Annotated in this window: 16 protein-coding genes and 1 pseudogene; 9 read left to right on the forward strand and 8 right to left on the reverse strand. The window is 68.5% G+C overall.

The features are described 5' to 3' along the window. From AC1HC7_RS03700 to AC1HC7_RS03720, 5 genes and pseudogenes are all read right to left on the reverse strand, one after another. Positions 1-543: pseudogene (locus AC1HC7_RS03700) on the reverse strand (murein hydrolase activator EnvC family protein); the annotation flags it as partial. Between the two features lie 18 nt (positions 544-561). After that, positions 562-2,112 (reverse strand): 2,3-bisphosphoglycerate-independent phosphoglycerate mutase, encoded by a 1,551-nt coding sequence (gene gpmI, locus AC1HC7_RS03705; protein ID WP_479498697.1) that lies wholly within the window; start codon positions 2,110-2,112, stop codon positions 562-564. A 129-nt stretch (positions 2,113-2,241) separates the two neighbouring features. Next, the gene (gene rlmH, locus AC1HC7_RS03710) at positions 2,242-2,712 is read right to left on the reverse strand and encodes a 23S rRNA (pseudouridine(1915)-N(3))-methyltransferase RlmH (RefSeq protein ID WP_479495830.1); all 471 of its coding nucleotides are present in this window, start codon (positions 2,710-2,712) and stop codon (positions 2,242-2,244) included. 22 nt (positions 2,713-2,734) lie between these two features. Then, a complete protein-coding gene (gene rsfS / locus AC1HC7_RS03715) occupies positions 2,735-3,076 on the reverse strand; it encodes a ribosome silencing factor (protein ID WP_479495848.1) in 342 nt (113 codons plus the stop codon). 252 nt (positions 3,077-3,328) lie between these two features. Continuing rightward, entirely contained in the window at positions 3,329-4,204 is an 876-nt protein-coding gene (locus tag AC1HC7_RS03720; RefSeq protein ID WP_479495831.1) for a branched-chain amino acid aminotransferase, read from the reverse strand. 189 nt (positions 4,205-4,393) lie between these two features. Here AC1HC7_RS03720 and AC1HC7_RS03725 point away from each other — a divergent pair, with 189 nt between their 5' ends. The 7 genes from AC1HC7_RS03725 (at position 4,394) to AC1HC7_RS03755 (ending at position 8,873) form a co-directional block, all read left to right on the forward strand. Further along, the gene (locus AC1HC7_RS03725) at positions 4,394-4,930 is read left to right on the forward strand and encodes a MarR family winged helix-turn-helix transcriptional regulator (protein ID WP_479495832.1); all 537 of its coding nucleotides are present in this window, start codon (positions 4,394-4,396) and stop codon (positions 4,928-4,930) included. After that, the gene (locus AC1HC7_RS03730; RefSeq protein ID WP_479495833.1) at positions 4,927-5,640 is read left to right on the forward strand and encodes a response regulator; all 714 of its coding nucleotides are present in this window, start codon (positions 4,927-4,929) and stop codon (positions 5,638-5,640) included. The genes AC1HC7_RS03725 and AC1HC7_RS03730 overlap by 4 nt, the downstream gene beginning before the upstream one ends. Positions 5,641-5,712: 72 nt before the next feature. Beyond that, positions 5,713-6,057 carry a hypothetical protein gene (locus AC1HC7_RS03735; protein ID WP_479495834.1) on the forward strand — a complete coding sequence of 115 codons (345 nt, stop codon included), beginning with the start codon at positions 5,713-5,715 and terminating at the stop codon, positions 6,055-6,057. Between the two features lie 247 nt (positions 6,058-6,304). Beyond that, a complete protein-coding gene (locus tag AC1HC7_RS03740) occupies positions 6,305-6,808 on the forward strand; it encodes a type III secretion system chaperone family protein (RefSeq protein WP_479495835.1) in 504 nt (167 codons plus the stop codon). Positions 6,809-6,864: 56 nt separating this feature from the next. After that, positions 6,865-7,689 (forward strand): pyrroline-5-carboxylate reductase, encoded by an 825-nt coding sequence (gene proC, locus AC1HC7_RS03745; RefSeq protein ID WP_479498705.1) that lies wholly within the window; start codon positions 6,865-6,867, stop codon positions 7,687-7,689. A 165-nt stretch (positions 7,690-7,854) separates the two neighbouring features. Then, positions 7,855-8,316 carry a phasin family protein gene (locus AC1HC7_RS03750; protein ID WP_479495836.1) on the forward strand — a complete coding sequence of 154 codons (462 nt, stop codon included), beginning with the start codon at positions 7,855-7,857 and terminating at the stop codon, positions 8,314-8,316. Between the two features lie 215 nt (positions 8,317-8,531). Next, on the forward strand, positions 8,532-8,873 hold the full coding sequence (locus AC1HC7_RS03755) for a tRNA-binding protein (protein WP_479495837.1): 342 nt from the start codon (positions 8,532-8,534) through the stop codon (positions 8,871-8,873). 109 nt (positions 8,874-8,982) lie between these two features. Here the strand turns inward: AC1HC7_RS03755 and AC1HC7_RS03760 are convergent, their stop codons facing one another. Next, positions 8,983-9,237, reverse strand: coding sequence for a hypothetical protein (locus AC1HC7_RS03760; protein ID WP_479498698.1), 255 nt, complete (start codon positions 9,235-9,237; stop codon positions 8,983-8,985). On the opposite strand from AC1HC7_RS03760, the gene AC1HC7_RS03765 reads away from it, so the two are divergent. Beyond that, positions 9,236-10,927 carry a hypothetical protein gene (locus tag AC1HC7_RS03765; RefSeq protein ID WP_479495838.1) on the forward strand — a complete coding sequence of 564 codons (1,692 nt, stop codon included), beginning with the start codon at positions 9,236-9,238 and terminating at the stop codon, positions 10,925-10,927. The two genes, AC1HC7_RS03760 and AC1HC7_RS03765, sit on opposite strands and share 2 nt — an antisense overlap. Before the next feature lie 16 nt (positions 10,928-10,943). Here AC1HC7_RS03765 and AC1HC7_RS03770 read toward each other — a convergent pair whose 3' ends face one another. Continuing rightward, positions 10,944-12,296, reverse strand: coding sequence for an ATP-binding protein (locus tag AC1HC7_RS03770; RefSeq protein ID WP_479495839.1), 1,353 nt, complete (start codon positions 12,294-12,296; stop codon positions 10,944-10,946). A gap of 55 nt (positions 12,297-12,351) precedes the next feature. On the opposite strand from AC1HC7_RS03770, the gene AC1HC7_RS03775 reads away from it, so the two are divergent. Further along, a complete protein-coding gene (locus AC1HC7_RS03775; protein ID WP_479495840.1) occupies positions 12,352-13,287 on the forward strand; it encodes an MBL fold metallo-hydrolase in 936 nt (311 codons plus the stop codon). A 226-nt stretch (positions 13,288-13,513) separates the two neighbouring features. On the opposite strand, the gene AC1HC7_RS03780 is transcribed toward AC1HC7_RS03775, so the two are convergent. Continuing rightward, a complete protein-coding gene (locus tag AC1HC7_RS03780; RefSeq protein ID WP_479495841.1) occupies positions 13,514-14,641 on the reverse strand; it encodes a M48 family metallopeptidase in 1,128 nt (375 codons plus the stop codon). Positions 14,642-14,654: the final 13 nt, after the last annotated feature.

Below are 14,654 nucleotides of genomic sequence, written 5' to 3' on the forward strand. Positions count from 1 at the left end.
CGCCTTTTGCAGGGCGGCGAGGCCGGCGCGGGCCTTGCGGCGCGCGTCGGCCCGGGCGGCGCGCAGGGTCTCGGCCTCGGCGAGCCGGGCGCGCAGCGCCGCGGTCTTCGCCCGCAGCTGCGGCGCGATCCCGGCGATGATCATCGCCGCGCGCTCATGGGCCACCGGGCCGCCCGGATATGCCAGCAGCGAGGGCGTCGAGGCCCCGCCCATGGTCATCAGCAGCCCCAGCAGCCGGTCGGTTTCCGCGCGTTCCGCTGCGATGCGGGCTTTCAGCGCCGCGTTCCGCACCGTGATGGCGCGCAGGTCCTGACGCATGACGGCGAGCCCGGATTCATAGGCCGAGACCGCCTGCCCCAGCGCCGCAAGCTTCGCCTCGGCGGTCTTCGCGGCGCGGAGTTTCGCATCGGCGTCCTCCATCAGCGCGGCGGCGACGGCGGCCTCGACCCGCGGCGCGCCGGTCTGCGCCGCGGGCGGCGTCGCCAGCGACAGCGCCGCGCAGGCGGCGAGCGCGGCGCGGCGCGGGGTCATTCTGAGGGCCACGACAGACGGCTCAATGGATCAACCCGCGCCGCCGTCGCGGATGATGAGGCTGCGCCCGGTCATCTCCGGCGGCGGCGCCAGGCCCATCAGGTCCAGCAGCGTCGGCGCCAGATCGGCCAATGCGCCGCCGCCGCGCAGCCGCGCGCCCTCCGGCCCGCCGACCAGGATCACCGGCACGGGGTTGAGGGTGTGGGCGGTGTGCGGGCCGCCGGTGGCGGGGTCGACCATGGTCTCGCAATTGCCGTGATCGGCGGTGACGATCATCGCGCCGCCGGCCTTCTTCAATGCCGCGAGCGCCTGCCCGAGCCCGTCATCCACCGCCTCGCAGGCGGCGATGGCGGCGGCGAGGTTGCCGGTGTGCCCGACCATGTCCGGATTGGCGTAATTGACCACGATCAGGTCTTCGACGCCGTCCTCGATGGCCTTGATCAGCGTCGCGGTGACCTCGGGTTCGGCCATTTCCGGTTGCAGGTCGTAGGTGCGCACCTTGGGCGAGGGGGCCATGTGGCGGTCCTCGCCGGTCTCGGGATTTTCGAGCCCGCCATTGAGGAAGAAGGTGACGTGGGGGTATTTTTCGGTCTCGGCGAGGCGCAGCTGCCGCTTTGCGTGCAGCGCGACCCAGTGGCCGAGGGTGTTGACGATGGGCTGGGGCGGGAACATGGCGGTCATGAAAGCGTTGTGGCGCGCGGAATACTCCACCATGCCGCAGATGGCGGCGAAGCGCGGGCGGGTGGCGGCGTCGAAGGCGTCGAAATCCGGGTCGGCCAGCGCCGAAAGGATTTCGCGCGCGCGATCGGCGCGGAAATTCAGGAACAGCAGCCCGTCGCCGTCCTTCATGCCGAGATGCCCGGGCAGGGCGACGGGCGAGAGGAATTCGTCGGTCTCGCCGCGCGCATAGGATTCGGCGATGGCGGCATCGGCGGTTTCGGCCCGGGCGCCCCGCGCGGCGGTCATCACGTCGAACGCCTTTCGCACCCGATCCCAGCGCTTGTCGCGGTCCATGGCGTAAAACCGCCCGCAAAGCGTGGCGAGTCGCGCGTCGCGCATCCCGGCCAACGCGGCTTCGAGATCGGCGATATCCCCGCGCGCGCTTTGCGGCGGCGTGTCGCGCCCGTCGAGGAAGGCATGGATGCGCACCGGGATGCCGGCCGCGTCGACGATGCGGGCGGCGGCGATCATGTGGCGCTGATGGGCGTGGACCCCGCCGGGGCCGCTCAGCCCCGCCAGATGCGCGACCCCGCCCGACGCCTTCAGCCGGGCGATGAAATCGCCGAGCGCCGGATTGGCGGCGAATGCGCCGCTTTCCATGGCCTTGTCGATGCGCGGCAGCGCCATCCAGACCACGCGACCGGCGCCGATATTGGTGTGGCCGACCTCGGAATTGCCCATCTGGCCTTCCGGCAGCCCCACTGCGGCGCCGCTGGCCAGCAGGGAGTCATGCGGGCATTCGGACCAGATGCGGTCGAAGGCCGGCGTGCGGGCCAGCGCCACGGCGTTGGCCTCGGTTTCCTTGCGCAGGCCCCAGCCGTCGAGAATGCACAGGATGACGGGTTTGGGGGGATGAGCCATGGTCTCGCCTTTGCCGAATGCGGTTGTCGCCTGTCTAGACCCACGAGGCGAGCGGGGCAACGCGCGCCTCGCGCCGGCAGGCGCGGGTTGAAGAGGCCGCCTGCAGGCGCGGGTTGAAGGGGCGCGCCGTCAGGCGCGGTGATAGGGCGCGCCCGCGAGGATCGACGCCGCCCGATACAGCTGTTCGCCGAGCATGACCCGGGCCAGCATGTGCGGCCAGACCATGGGCCCGAAGCTGAGCAGCCGGTCGGCGCGGTCGCGCAGCGCCTGCGCATGGCCGTCGGCGCCGCCGATGGCGAAAGCCGCGTGGCGCCGCCCCTGGTCGCGCCAGTCGGCAAGAAGGGCGGCGAAATCCGGCGATGTCATGGTCTTGCCGCGTTCGTCCAGCGCCGTCAGCGCCGCGCCGTCGGGGACATGGCGCAGGATCAGCGCGCTTTCGGCCTCGCGCCCGCGGGTCTTGCGGTCATCGAGTTCGATCACCCGCGCCGGGCCGAGCCCCAGCGGGCGCGCGGTCCGGTCGAATCGGCGCAGATAGTCGGCGATCATCTCGGATTCCGGGCCGCCGCGCAGGCGCCCCATGGCGAGGATGGTCACCTGCATGGCGCGGGGCCCGACGAACGGCTCAGGCCGATCCGGCCGCGCGCGAATCCCCGAGCGGCGAGGCGCTCCACATCTTTTCGAGCTGGTAGAATTCGCGCACTTCCGGGCGGAAGATATGCACGATCACGTCGCCCGCGTCGATCAGCACCCAGTCGCCGGCCTCCTTGCCCTCGGCCCGGGCGCTGAGTCCCGCATCGGCCTTGAGACGGTCCAGAAGCTTTTCGGCGATGGCGCTCACCTGGCGCGAGGACCTGCCCGACGCGATCACCATGTAGTCGGCGATCTCGGTCTTGCCGCGCAGATCGACCTGCACGATGTCCTCGGCCTTGTCATCGTCAAGGGAAGTCAGCACCCGCGAAAGCAGATCGGCGTTCGACGCCTGGCTTTCGCCTTGCGGGGCCGCTGCGGCGGCGCCGGCGGATCCCGCGTCAACTCGTCCGGTCAGAACGTGTCCTCCAACAAACGCGCCGCCTGGTTCGCCCCGGCGCCGGGCTGCCTTGAATGTAGCGCAAACGGGGGGTGGTCTCAAGCCGGCGGCGGGGTCTTTTCGCAACTGCGAGACAAACCCGGCCTGCGCCGCCGGCTTTGCGGCGGCGCAGCAATCGGATCCGGCGGTTCAGAGCCGCCCGCGCACCAGCTTTTCGTAATCCGAGGCGATGCCCAGCGCCAGTTCGCCGACCTCGAATCTGAAATCGCCGATCTGGCCCACCGGGGTCACCTCGGCGGCGGTGCCGGTCAGCCAGCATTGTTCGAAATCCGCCAGTTCCTCGGGCATGATGCGGCGCTCCACCACCTCGATTCCGCGCCGCTCCAGCAGGCCGATCACGCTCTGGCGGGTGAACCCGTTCAGGAAACAGTCGGGGGTCGGCGTGTGCACCTTGCCGTCCTTGACGAAAAAGATGTTGGCGCCCGTCGCCTCGGCCACGTAGCCGCGATAATCCATCATCAGCGCGTCCGAACAGCCCTTGGCCTCGGCCGCGTGCTTGGACATGGTGCAGATCATGTAGAGCCCGGCGGCCTTGGCGTGGCAGGGGATGGTCTCCGGGCTGGGGCGTTTCCAGCGCGAGATGTCGAGCTTGGCGCCCTTGGTCTTGGCGTCGCCGTAATAGGCGCCCCATTCCCACGTCGCCACCGCCATGCGCACCGGGTTGCGGGCGGCGGCGACGCCCATGTCCTCGCCCGATCCGCGCCAGACCACGGCGCGCACATAGGCGTCGACGAGGCCGTTGGCCTTGAGCGCCTGTTCCTTGGCGGCGTCGATCTCGTCGGCCGACCAGGGCATGGGGATGTCCATGGCGTCGGCCGAGGCGATCAGGCGGCGCGAATGGTCGTGGCCGCGAAAGATCGCGCCGTCGTAGCAGCGTTCGCCCTCGAACACCGATGACGCGTAATGCAGCGCGTGGGTCAGCACGTGCACCTTGGCCTCTCGCCAGGGTTTCAGAACGCCGTCCATCCAGATGACGCCGTCGCGATCGTCATACGCTCCAGCCATGCCAGTCTTCCTTCCAGATCGCCCCTCTTTCGCGGAGGCGGTGGGTTGCCTTGCGGGAAATGTCCCGATTCGAGCCACAAAAGAAACAATATTTCTAATGCAGTGTGAAATCGCTATCATTGGGCCCTTGGAATGTCAACAAGGCTGACATAAAATATCCCGGACAGATGCGCGAAAGGATCCGCCCGCATGACTTCGTCCCGCCTGCATTCGGCAAAGATCCCCCGCGGCGAACAGCTGCTGTTCCTCACCGACGAGCAGCTGCGCCAGGGGGTCGAGCTGATGTTCTTCGCCTATCGCGACATGGTCGCCGACGCCGACCGGCTGCTGGAGGAGCGGGGCTATGGCCGCGCCCATCACCGCTGCCTGCATTTCATCTGGCGGCGCCCCGGGCTGGCGGTGGCGGATCTGCTCGACATCCTCGCGGTCACCAAGCAGTCGCTGAACCGGGTGCTGCGGCAATTGATCACGGACGGGCTGGTGGTCAACGAGATCGGCGAGGCCGACCGACGCCAGCGGCTGCTGTATCTGACCGAACCGGGCGAGGCGCTTGTCCGCGGGCTCGCCAAGGCGCAGAATGCCCGCATGCGGCGGGTGTTTCTGGACGCGGGTCCCGATGCGGTGCAGGGTTTCAAATCGGTGCTGTCGGGGATGATCGACGAGGGCCGGCGCGGCAGAATCCTGGATCTGGTGACCGAGCGCAGCGAGGAGCGTGGATCGCGATGAGCATGAGTGAGCCGGGGGACGGCGGCGCGCCCGACGCCCATATCCTGGTGGTGGACGACGACGAGCGCATCCGCACCCTGTTGACCAAATACCTCGCGCGGTCAGGCTTTTACGTATCGGCGGCGCGGGATGCCGCGCATGCGCGGCGCTTGCTGGGCGGGCTGGAATTCGACCTGCTGATCGTTGACGTGATGATGCCCGGCGAGAACGGCTTCGACTTCACCGCTTCGCTGCGCCCCGGGATCGTCACCCCGGTGCTGCTGCTGACCGCGCGGGGCGGCGCCGCGGATCGCATCCGCGGGCTCGAGGCGGGCGCCGACGACTACCTCGCCAAGCCTTTCGAGCCGCGCGAATTGCTGCTGCGCGCCAACGCCATCCTGCGCCGCACCCAGCCGCTGCAGACCGCCGAGGAGGCCCCGCGCACCCTGACGCTGGGCGGCGTGCGCTACGACGTGGGCCGGGGCGAGATGTGGCGGGGCGAACAGCAGGTGCGGCTCACCACCACCGAAAGCGCGCTGATGCGCATTCTGGCGCGCACGCCGCACGAACCGGTGGACCGGCTGACCCTGCTCGCGGAGATGGACGACGCCCAGGAGCGCGCCGTCGACGTGCAGGTCACCCGCCTGCGCCGCAAGATCGAGGCCGACCCCAAGGCCCCCCGCTATCTCCAGACCGTGCGCGGCGCCGGCTACATGCTGGCCCCCGATTGAGGTATCCTGTTGCAGGTTGAAAACGATTCGCCGGGCGATTGCGCGCCTCGGCTTGGCATCGGGGATTGATCAATGGCCAATTACGTATACGCCGTGGAGAACGGCGCCAACTGCACGGTCCACAAGATAGCGCCCTGCCCGCTGGAGGAGTATGCCGAAATCCACGTGACGTTCTTTCCCGACGTGCCGGCGACCAATTATCTCGGCGCCATGGGCAGCCCGGACACCAAATGGAAATTGCCGCACGCCACCTTCGTGAAGGCCAACGGGACCAAGCTGCACATCTTCTTCAACAAGGTCTGGGACAAGTATCAGCCCTATTCCAGCGACAACAAGCTGATGGAGTCCACCACCGCCGAAGCCGGGGTCTACGCCAAGCTCGCCGCGGATTTCGTGGCGCTGGGCAAACTGCCCTGAACCGCGCGAAACCGGGGCTTTGTTAACCATTTGGCGGCAAAATCGGTCGAAACCGGCGCGCCCGCGCCAAAAACCGTGCGACCAAGCGTGAAGAATGCGTAACGCGGCGCTTTTCGCTATGCAGGGCGGTGAAATTGGGACACCATATCTCGTAGGTCGGGGGCCAAGGCCACTCGACCCATAGGCATCCTCTCAGCCCCTTGCGGGGCTACCCTCGCAAGGCTCAACCAAATGAGGAGCACGAGGCATGGACGCTTTCGCACATGACCTGTCGACGACCGACCTCCACCCCATCGACCTCGCCGAGACCCTGGCCGCGCATCGCGACTGGGACTTCGACCGGGTCGGCGACGATCAGATCGCCGTGGCGATCGAAGGCGCCTGGCGCAGCTATTCGCTGAGCCTGTCCTGGCACGGGCACGAGGACATGCTCAGCCTGCTTTGCACCTACGAAATGGACCCGCCGCGCAAGCGGCTGGCGGAACTGTATCGCACGCTCAATCTCGCCGCGGACCAGATCTGGGGCGGCGGCTTCGTGCTGTGGCGGGATCACAAGCTGATGGCTTATCGCCACGGCATGACCCTGGCGGGCGGCGGGTCGGCCACCGTCGGGCAGATGGACGCGATGATGCGCGATGCGGTGGAATGCTGCGAACGTTTCTACCCGGCGTTCCAGCTGGTGTGCTGGGGCGAGCAACGCGCCGAAGAAGCGCTGGAAATCGCCATCGCCCGGGCCTACGGTCGCGCCTGAGCCGGGCCGCCCTCGCGGGCGCCGGGCGAATGCGGGAGCGGCGAGGAGACATGACCATGACCGATGCGCTGGCGACGGTGAAGGCGCGGGGCCTGACGCTGCTGGGCTGCGGCAAGATGGGCGGGGCGATGCTGGATGGCTGGCTTGCCGGCGGGCTGCCCGCCGGCGCGGTCACGGTGCTGGACCCTTTCCCCTCGGCGCGGGTGTCGGCGCTGGCGGCGCAGGGGCTGCGGCTCAACCCCGAAACCGTGGGCGCGGCCGCGGTCTGCGTGCTGGCGGTGAAGCCGCAGATGATGGCCGAGGCCGCGCCCCGCGTCGCCGGGCTCGCCGGATCGGGGGCGCTGTTCCTGTCCATCGCCGCGGGGACGCCGATCGGCTTCTTCGAATCGATGTTCGGGGCCGGGACCCCGATCATTCGCGCCATGCCCAACACGCCGGCCGCCGTCGGGCGCGGCATCACGGCGCTGATCGGCAACGCGGCGAGCGATGAATCGCACATGCGACTGGCCGAGGCGCTGACCGGCGCCATCGGCGAGACCGTGCGCCTTGACGACGAAGGCCAGATGGACGCGGTGACCGCCCTGTCGGGATCCGGTCCGGCCTATGTGTTCCACATGATCGAGGCCATGGCCGCCGCGGGCGAGGCCGAGGGCCTGCCCCCGGCGCTGGCCGCCCGATTGGCCCGCGCCACCGTGTCGGGCGCCGGAGAGCTGGCGCGCCGGTCCGACGAGACCGCCGCGCAGCTGCGCGTCAACGTCACCAGCCCCGGCGGCACCACCGCCGCGGCGTTGGAGGTGCTGATGGGCGAACCGGGCCTCGCAGATCTGATGCGCCGCGCCATCGCCGCCGCCGCGGCGCGCAGCCGGGCGCTGGGACGTTAGTTGATTTGTTGAATTTCAATGCCTTGGCGAAATTTCGGGTGCTGGGAAAACTTTTTTGTGCGTCGCACCATTCGAATCCTTGACTGTTGTGTTGCACTGCACCATATTGAGTGAAGGAAAGGACGCGGGGTTGCCGCGCCGCTCACCTTTGCAAGGAATGACCCAATGTTCGACAAGACCCTCTTCGCCTTCGACCCCGAGAAATTCACCGAGATGTTCAAGACCGCCGACATGAGCAAGTTCTTCGACGTCTCCAAGGTGCCCAGCTTCGATTTCGACTCCGTGATGGCGTCGCAGCAGAAGAACATGGAAGCGCTGATCGAGGCCAACAAGGCCGCCGCCGCCGGCTATCAGGATCTGTTCAAGAAGCAGGTCGCCATCTTCGAGGAGACCATGGCCGCCGCGCAGGCGCAGATGTCCGAGATGAAGATGGACGCGCTGACCCCCGAGGCCGCCGCCAAACAGGGCGAGCTGGTCAAGACCGCCTTCGAGAAGGCCATCGGCAACATGACCGACCTGGCCGAGGCCGCCAAGAAAGCCAACGCCGAGGCCTTCGAGATCGTGCAGTCGCGCGTCAAGGAATCGGTCGAGGAGCTCAAGACCCTCACTGCCAAGCACGACGCCTGAGCGCGCAACAGGACCCGCGCGGGCGCAAGCTCGCCGGCATCCGGGACGACCGCCGCCCAATCCTCCCCCTTGCGGGCGTCTGTCGCCTCCCGGTCAACGAGGCCGTCTGCCACCCTCCCGGCAGGCGGCCTTTTTGCGTCCGGCGGCGCGCTTGATTCGCCGCGCGCAGGGCCTTAGGGCTTGGAGGCGTTTTTCTGGCGACGGGAACCCGGACCATGACCGACAGCATTGATTTCGACGATTTCCTCAAGGTCGACATTCGCGTCGGCCGGGTCGTGCGCGCCGAACCCTACCCCGAGGCGCGCAAGCCGGCGATCAAGCTGTGGGTGGATTTCGGCGAGCCGCTGGGCGTGAAGAAATCCTCGGCCCAGCTGACGCGCCACTACAGCCCCGAATCGCTGGTCGGGCGCCAGGTGCTCGCGGTGGTCAATTTCCCGCCGCGCCAGATCGGCAAGGTGATGTCCGAGGTGCTGGTCCTCGGGGCGCCGGACGCGGATGGCGAGGTGGTGCTGGTGGGTCCGGATACGCAGACGCCGGAGGGCGGGCGGTTGCACTGAAACCCGGTGCAACAGATAACCGCATGAAAACAGGCGGATTTCAGGACAGGAAGCGCCCGTCCGGGAGTCTCGGTCGGGGCGACGGCCCCATTAACTAATGAACATTTCGTTAAATCTTGGTTAATATCTGCGCCATGGTAAAAAAGCCGTGAATATTGTATATTTCAATCAGAAACAGTTTTTCATAGGGGTGAATTATGACTCGCACTTGCAGTCCGCTGAATTTCATCTGCGCCGTATTGATCGCGCTTGCCCTGACATCGGCGGTTTCGGTCAATGGCGCGGCGTTCGCCCAAGCCAATCCCTGCGTCGGCGGCATTTGCCGCTGAGCGCCTTCGAGTGCTGCTGAGCAGAGGCGGGCCATGGCGGGACTATGGGAATTCCTTGGCGGCTATGATGCGCGGTTCTACGGCGCGCTCGTGTTGGGATGCGTGGTCATCCTGCTGTTCTCCAAGGACAAGTTTCTCGAACCATCGAGGATCATCGGTTCGGAATCGCCCGAGGGCGATTTCCGCATCAACGAGCTGACCAGCAAGCGGTCTTTTCTGTTCGCCTATCTGGTCTATTCCTGCGGATTGCTGGTCGCGTATCTGCTGGTCTGTCTGGTGGGGCCGGGCTTTTTCTACGGGCTGGCCAACCCCGACGCGAAGCCCCCCGCGTGGTCGAAGGACGCGGCGTATCCGATCGGCGTCGCGCTTGCGCTGGTCGGCGTGCTGCCGCATGTGCCGCTGCTGGACCGGCTGGAGTCGCAATGGCGCAAGCTGATGCATGTGCGCGCGGAAATCCCGACGGCCGTCAACAATCTGATCCTGCGGCTGAGTTCAAGCCGCCTGTGCTACGAAAACTACCAGGACCTGCTCGACGCCGCGCCCGATTCCAGTTTCAAGCCGACGCGCGCGGATTTCGACGCCGAGGCCCGCAGCGACCTGAACCGCTGGGCGAGGATCTGCGCGCTGGTGGAGCGTTTCGGCTCGGTCTCCGAGGAAATCGAGGTGACCGCGTATCTCAAATCGGATTTCATCACCAAGTATCGGGATCTGATCGGGTCGTTCGAGGCGGATCGCAGCGCCATCGACGACCATCTGCAGGCGAGGCTGCAGCTGATGGAGCTCGAATCGCCCGGCGCCGACGCGCAGACCCTGCAGGACCGGAAGCTGACGCTGCTGCGTGAACGGCGCGAGGAGCTGAGCCGCCTGTTGCGGCGGGTCTACGCCTATCTCGCCTGCGCGATTCTGGATCGGCGCGATTCAGTGTCCGAGAAGCGCATCCTGCAGTTTCTGGGCTTTGAGCCCGACATTGCGCAGAAGCGGAAACGCAAGCGCGAGACCAACACCGTGGGCTACGCGTTTGTCGGCGCCTGCATCGCGACGCTGCTGTTCGCGGCGCTGGCGCCCTATATCGGGGATCTGAGCGGACTCACCCTTTTCCGCTGGCCGACGACCGAGGATCCCGGCGCGCCTTTCGTGCTGTTCTTGAGCTATTTCAGCGTGTTCGGCCCCGCGCTCCTGACCGCGCTCTGGTTTCGCCGGGTGCTGATCCGCAATGACGGCTGGATCGAGTCCGGCACGGATCTGCGCCTGCCGCCATTCGGATCGGTGGCGATGATGTTCGTGCTGGTGGCGATGGTGACGCTGGTTGCGCATTATCTGTCGCGCAGCTTTCTGGTCGGGCCGCAGAACCCGACGGTCTATTTCCAACTGGCCTTTCCCTATGTGCTGACCTTTTCGCTGTTCGGAGTCTCGGCGGCGATCATGCTGGATTACCTGCATGGCGCGCGGCGCGTGTTTCCGTGGATGGCGACGGGCTGCGTGGCGCTGATCGGCATCACCCAGTTCGGCGTGTCGTCGAACTACTATCGCAACAGTCTGGATGTGCTGGTCGCGGTCTATCCTGACTCGGCGGCGGATCTGAAGGCGATGATCCCGCGGTTCGAATCCGGCGCCATGCTCTATGACATCGTGACCGCGCTGGTGTTCGTGACGGCGTTCTATGTCGGGCTTGGGGTCACCTCCAGGCGGAGCCCTGCGCTGAGACCGCGTCGGAAAACCGCCTGACCGGGCCCGCCGCCCCTCACCGCGGCAGGTTCAGCACCGCCTTCAGCCCCCCGAGCCGGGCGCTGTCATGCAGGGTCAGCGCGCCGCCATGCCCGCGGGCGATGTCAAGCGCGATCGACAGGCCAAGCCCGACCCCGCCGCCCTCGTCCTGATTGCGCGACTCGTCAAGCCGGTTGAAGGCGCGAAACGCGTCCTCGCGCCGCGCCTCGGGGATGCCGGGGCCGTCATCCTCGACGCTGAATTCCACCGCGCGCGGGGTCAGGCGCGTGGTGATCTCCACCCGCGATCCGTAGCGCCCGGCATTGGCCACCAGATTGGTGAGCGCGCGGCGGATCGCGCCGGGGCGCAGCGGCGCGCTGTCGTCGTCCGGGGTCTCGATGCGCGCGCGCGCGGTCACCGACAGGCCCATGCGGCGCGCGTCCGCCGCCACCGCCTCGGCGATCCCGGCGGGGTCGCAGGCGGCCACCGGTTCGGCCTGCGCGCCGCGGGCGAAATCAAGGAACTCGCCCAGCATGCGCTCCATCTCGGCCACGTCGCGGGACAATTCGCGGGTCTCCTCGCTGTCCTCGGCCAGCGCCAGCGCCAGCTTCATCCGCGTCAGGGGCGTGCGCAGGTCGTGGCTGACGGCGGACAGCATCTTGGTGCGCTGGTCGATCTGGCGTTCGATGCGCCGGCGCATGTCGAGAAAGGCCCCCCCGGCGCGGCGGACCTCTTCGGCGCCCGCCGGGCGAAACGGTTCGATGCGCCCCTTGCCGAAGCTTTCCGCGGCGGCGGCAAGCTGCTTGATCGGGCGCACCTGATTGCGCAGGAACAGCACCGCCACCACCACCAGCAGCGCCGCGGTGACCATCATCCAGACCAGCAGCAGATGCGGGTTCGAGGCGATGGTGCGCTTGCGCGGAATGATCGCCCGCACCAGCCCCTTGCTGGTCAGGATGCGCACATCGGCGCTGCGCGGATCGGTGACCAGATCCACGGTGAGCGGGCGCTTCACCCGCGCCTTCAGCGTGTCCGCCAGCGCGTCGCCGGACACGTCGTAAAAGGCGCGCATGGCGTAGGCGGGCACCAGCGGGCCCTCGTCCAGATCCAGCCGGATGCCCAGCGGCCCGGCCAGCGCGTCAAGCCGTTTGCGGGCCAGCGCCACGGTCTCGGCCTCCTCGACAGCCTCGACGGCGTAGTTCAGCTCCAGCGCCACGGCGCCGGCCATCTGTTCGGTGACGCCGGCGTAATGGCGCTGGATGAACAGCAGCGCCACCACCGCCTGCAGCAGCACGATCGGCGCCACCAGGATGAGCACCGATCGCCCGAGCAGGCTTTTTGGCAGGTATTTCTTGAGCCAGGGCCACATGGTCAGCATTGTGTGGCGCAAGCGGCGCCCCCTTGCAAGCGGGCGCGCGCGCCAACCCGCCAGCAAAGGCCGCGCCATGCCCCCATTCGACCGCGACGCCACGGTGACCCATGGCGAACCCGAGGCGCTTGAGCCCGGCCTGCGCCGCGTCACCTGCGCCAATCCCGGGCCCATGACCTTCACCGGCACGCAAAGCTACATCGTCGGGCGCGGCGCGGTGGCGGTGGTGGATCCGGGGCCCGACGATCCGGCGCATGTCGACGCCATCCTCGCGGCGCTGGCGCCGGGGGAAACGGTGGCGAAGATCCTGCTCACCCACACCCATGCGGATCATTCGCCCAACGCCGCCGCGCTGGCGGCGCGCAGCGGGGCCGAGGTGCTGGGCTTCGGTCCCCACGGCGCCGGAACCTCGCCGCGCATGGCGGCGCTGGCGGCGAGCGGCGCGCATCTGGGCGGCGGCGAGGGCGCGGACCGCGCGGCGCGCCCGGATCGGACCCTCGCGGATGGCGAGCGGGTCGAGGGCGAAAGCTGGGCCCTGACCGCGCTGCACACGCCGGGGCATCTGTCAAACCATCTGTGCTTCGCGCTGGAGGCCGAGGGCATGACCCCGGGCGCGGTGCTGTCGGGCGATCACGTGATGGCCTGGGCCACCACCATGGTGTCGCCGCCCGACGGCGACATGATCGCCTTCATGGCCAGCCTGGCGCGGATGCAGGCGCGCGCGGACCGGATATTCTACCCCGGCCACGGCGCGCCGGTGCGCGATCCCGCGGCGATGATCGCATATCAGACCGCCCATCGGCGGATGCGCGAAAGCCAGATCCTCGACGCGCTGCCCGACGAGGGCGCCGACGTGGCGACCCTCACCGCGCGGATCTACGCCGACCTGGATCCGGCGCTGCACCCGGCGGCGTCGCGCAACGTGTTCTCGCATCTGATCGGGCTGGTGGAGGAGGGGCGCGCCGCCCATGACGGGCCGCTCTCCCCCGGCGCGCGGTTCCGCCCCGGCTGAGCCTCCGCGCCGGGCGCGAGCGGGCGCGCCGCCCCGCCGCCGATATCGCCTTTTGATGCGGCCGCGCAATCGGGTCGCGGGCCGAGCGCGCAGCGCGAGGCCGGGCCAAACGGGAGCCGTCCCCGTCAGGGGACGCGCGACGGGCGGGAGAGGTTCGCCTCGAAGTCGCCGCAGGCGTTTTCCCGTTGTTCGCCGCGGGGTTGACGGGCGTGCGCCTGGCGCGGCGTCAGTCGCAGATCTGCTGCAGCGCGATCCAGTCGCCGTCGTCCAGCGCCGGGATGAAGGGCGCGTCGCCGATCACGTCCGCGGCGCGGGCCGCCTCGGCGCGCGCGACCAGCCCAGGATGCGAGGCGACATAGCTCATCAGCCCCGTGGCGTCGCCATGCTCGTCGCGCAGGCGGGTGAAGAAATCCGCCAGCGCCGAGGCCGGCAGGCCGGCCCTGGCGAGGATCTCGTGCGCGGCCTCGTCGGCGGCGGTCTCGGCGTCCTGCTGGTAGGAGGCGTTCATCACCCGCTCGGTGACCGCGACCATCAGCGCGCCGCCGGTGAAATCGCCGACCAGCAGGCCCAGCACCCCCGCCGAGCCGGCGGCGCGCAGGGCTTCGCGGGTGGGGTCGCGGTGGATCACGTGGCCGATCTCATGGGCCAGCACCGCCGCCACCTCGTCGGGCGATTGCGCCGAGGCGATCAGCCCCTTCAGCAGCACGATATGCCCGCCGGGCGCGGTGAAGGCGTTTTCCAGATCGTCGTCGAACACCCGGATGGCCAGCGGGGCGTAGCTGTCGGCCTGCTCCTCCAGCCGCGCGGTCATCCGGTTCAGCGCCGCCAGCCCCTCGGGCGATTCGCAGAACCCGGCCTCGCCCTCGCCGATGAAGCGGGTGATCTGGGCGATCACCTGCGCGCCCATCTTCTGTTCCTGGGCCAGCGGGATCATCGGGGCCAGGCGTTCGGCCAGCGCCGGCACCAGCACGAAGACGATCAGCAGCACCGAGGCCACCGCCGCCGCGCCCCACAGCGCGATCTTGCGCAGCGCGCCGGGCGGGTGCGGGCGCTTGTCGAGATCGGGGCACACGGCGCGGATCGCCGCGATCATCTCGGAATCGCGGATGGTCAGGCGCTCGTCGCCCTGGATTTCCGGCGCGAGGCGCAGTTCGTCCACGCCCCCGCGCCCGTCCAGCGCGGTGAGGCTGGCCAGCGCCCAATGGGCGATCGGGGTGTCGTCGGCGCCCAGCAGCGTCAGCGAGGATTCGCCGAACTTGACGATCACCTCCCGCCCGCGCGCGGTCTCGCCGTCGAAATATTCGCCCTCCGCTTCCAGCAGCGCGTATTTGCCGAGGGCCGTGGTTCGTTTCACTGGTCTCATGTCA

The organism is Oceanicella sp. (genome assembly GCF_056449545.1).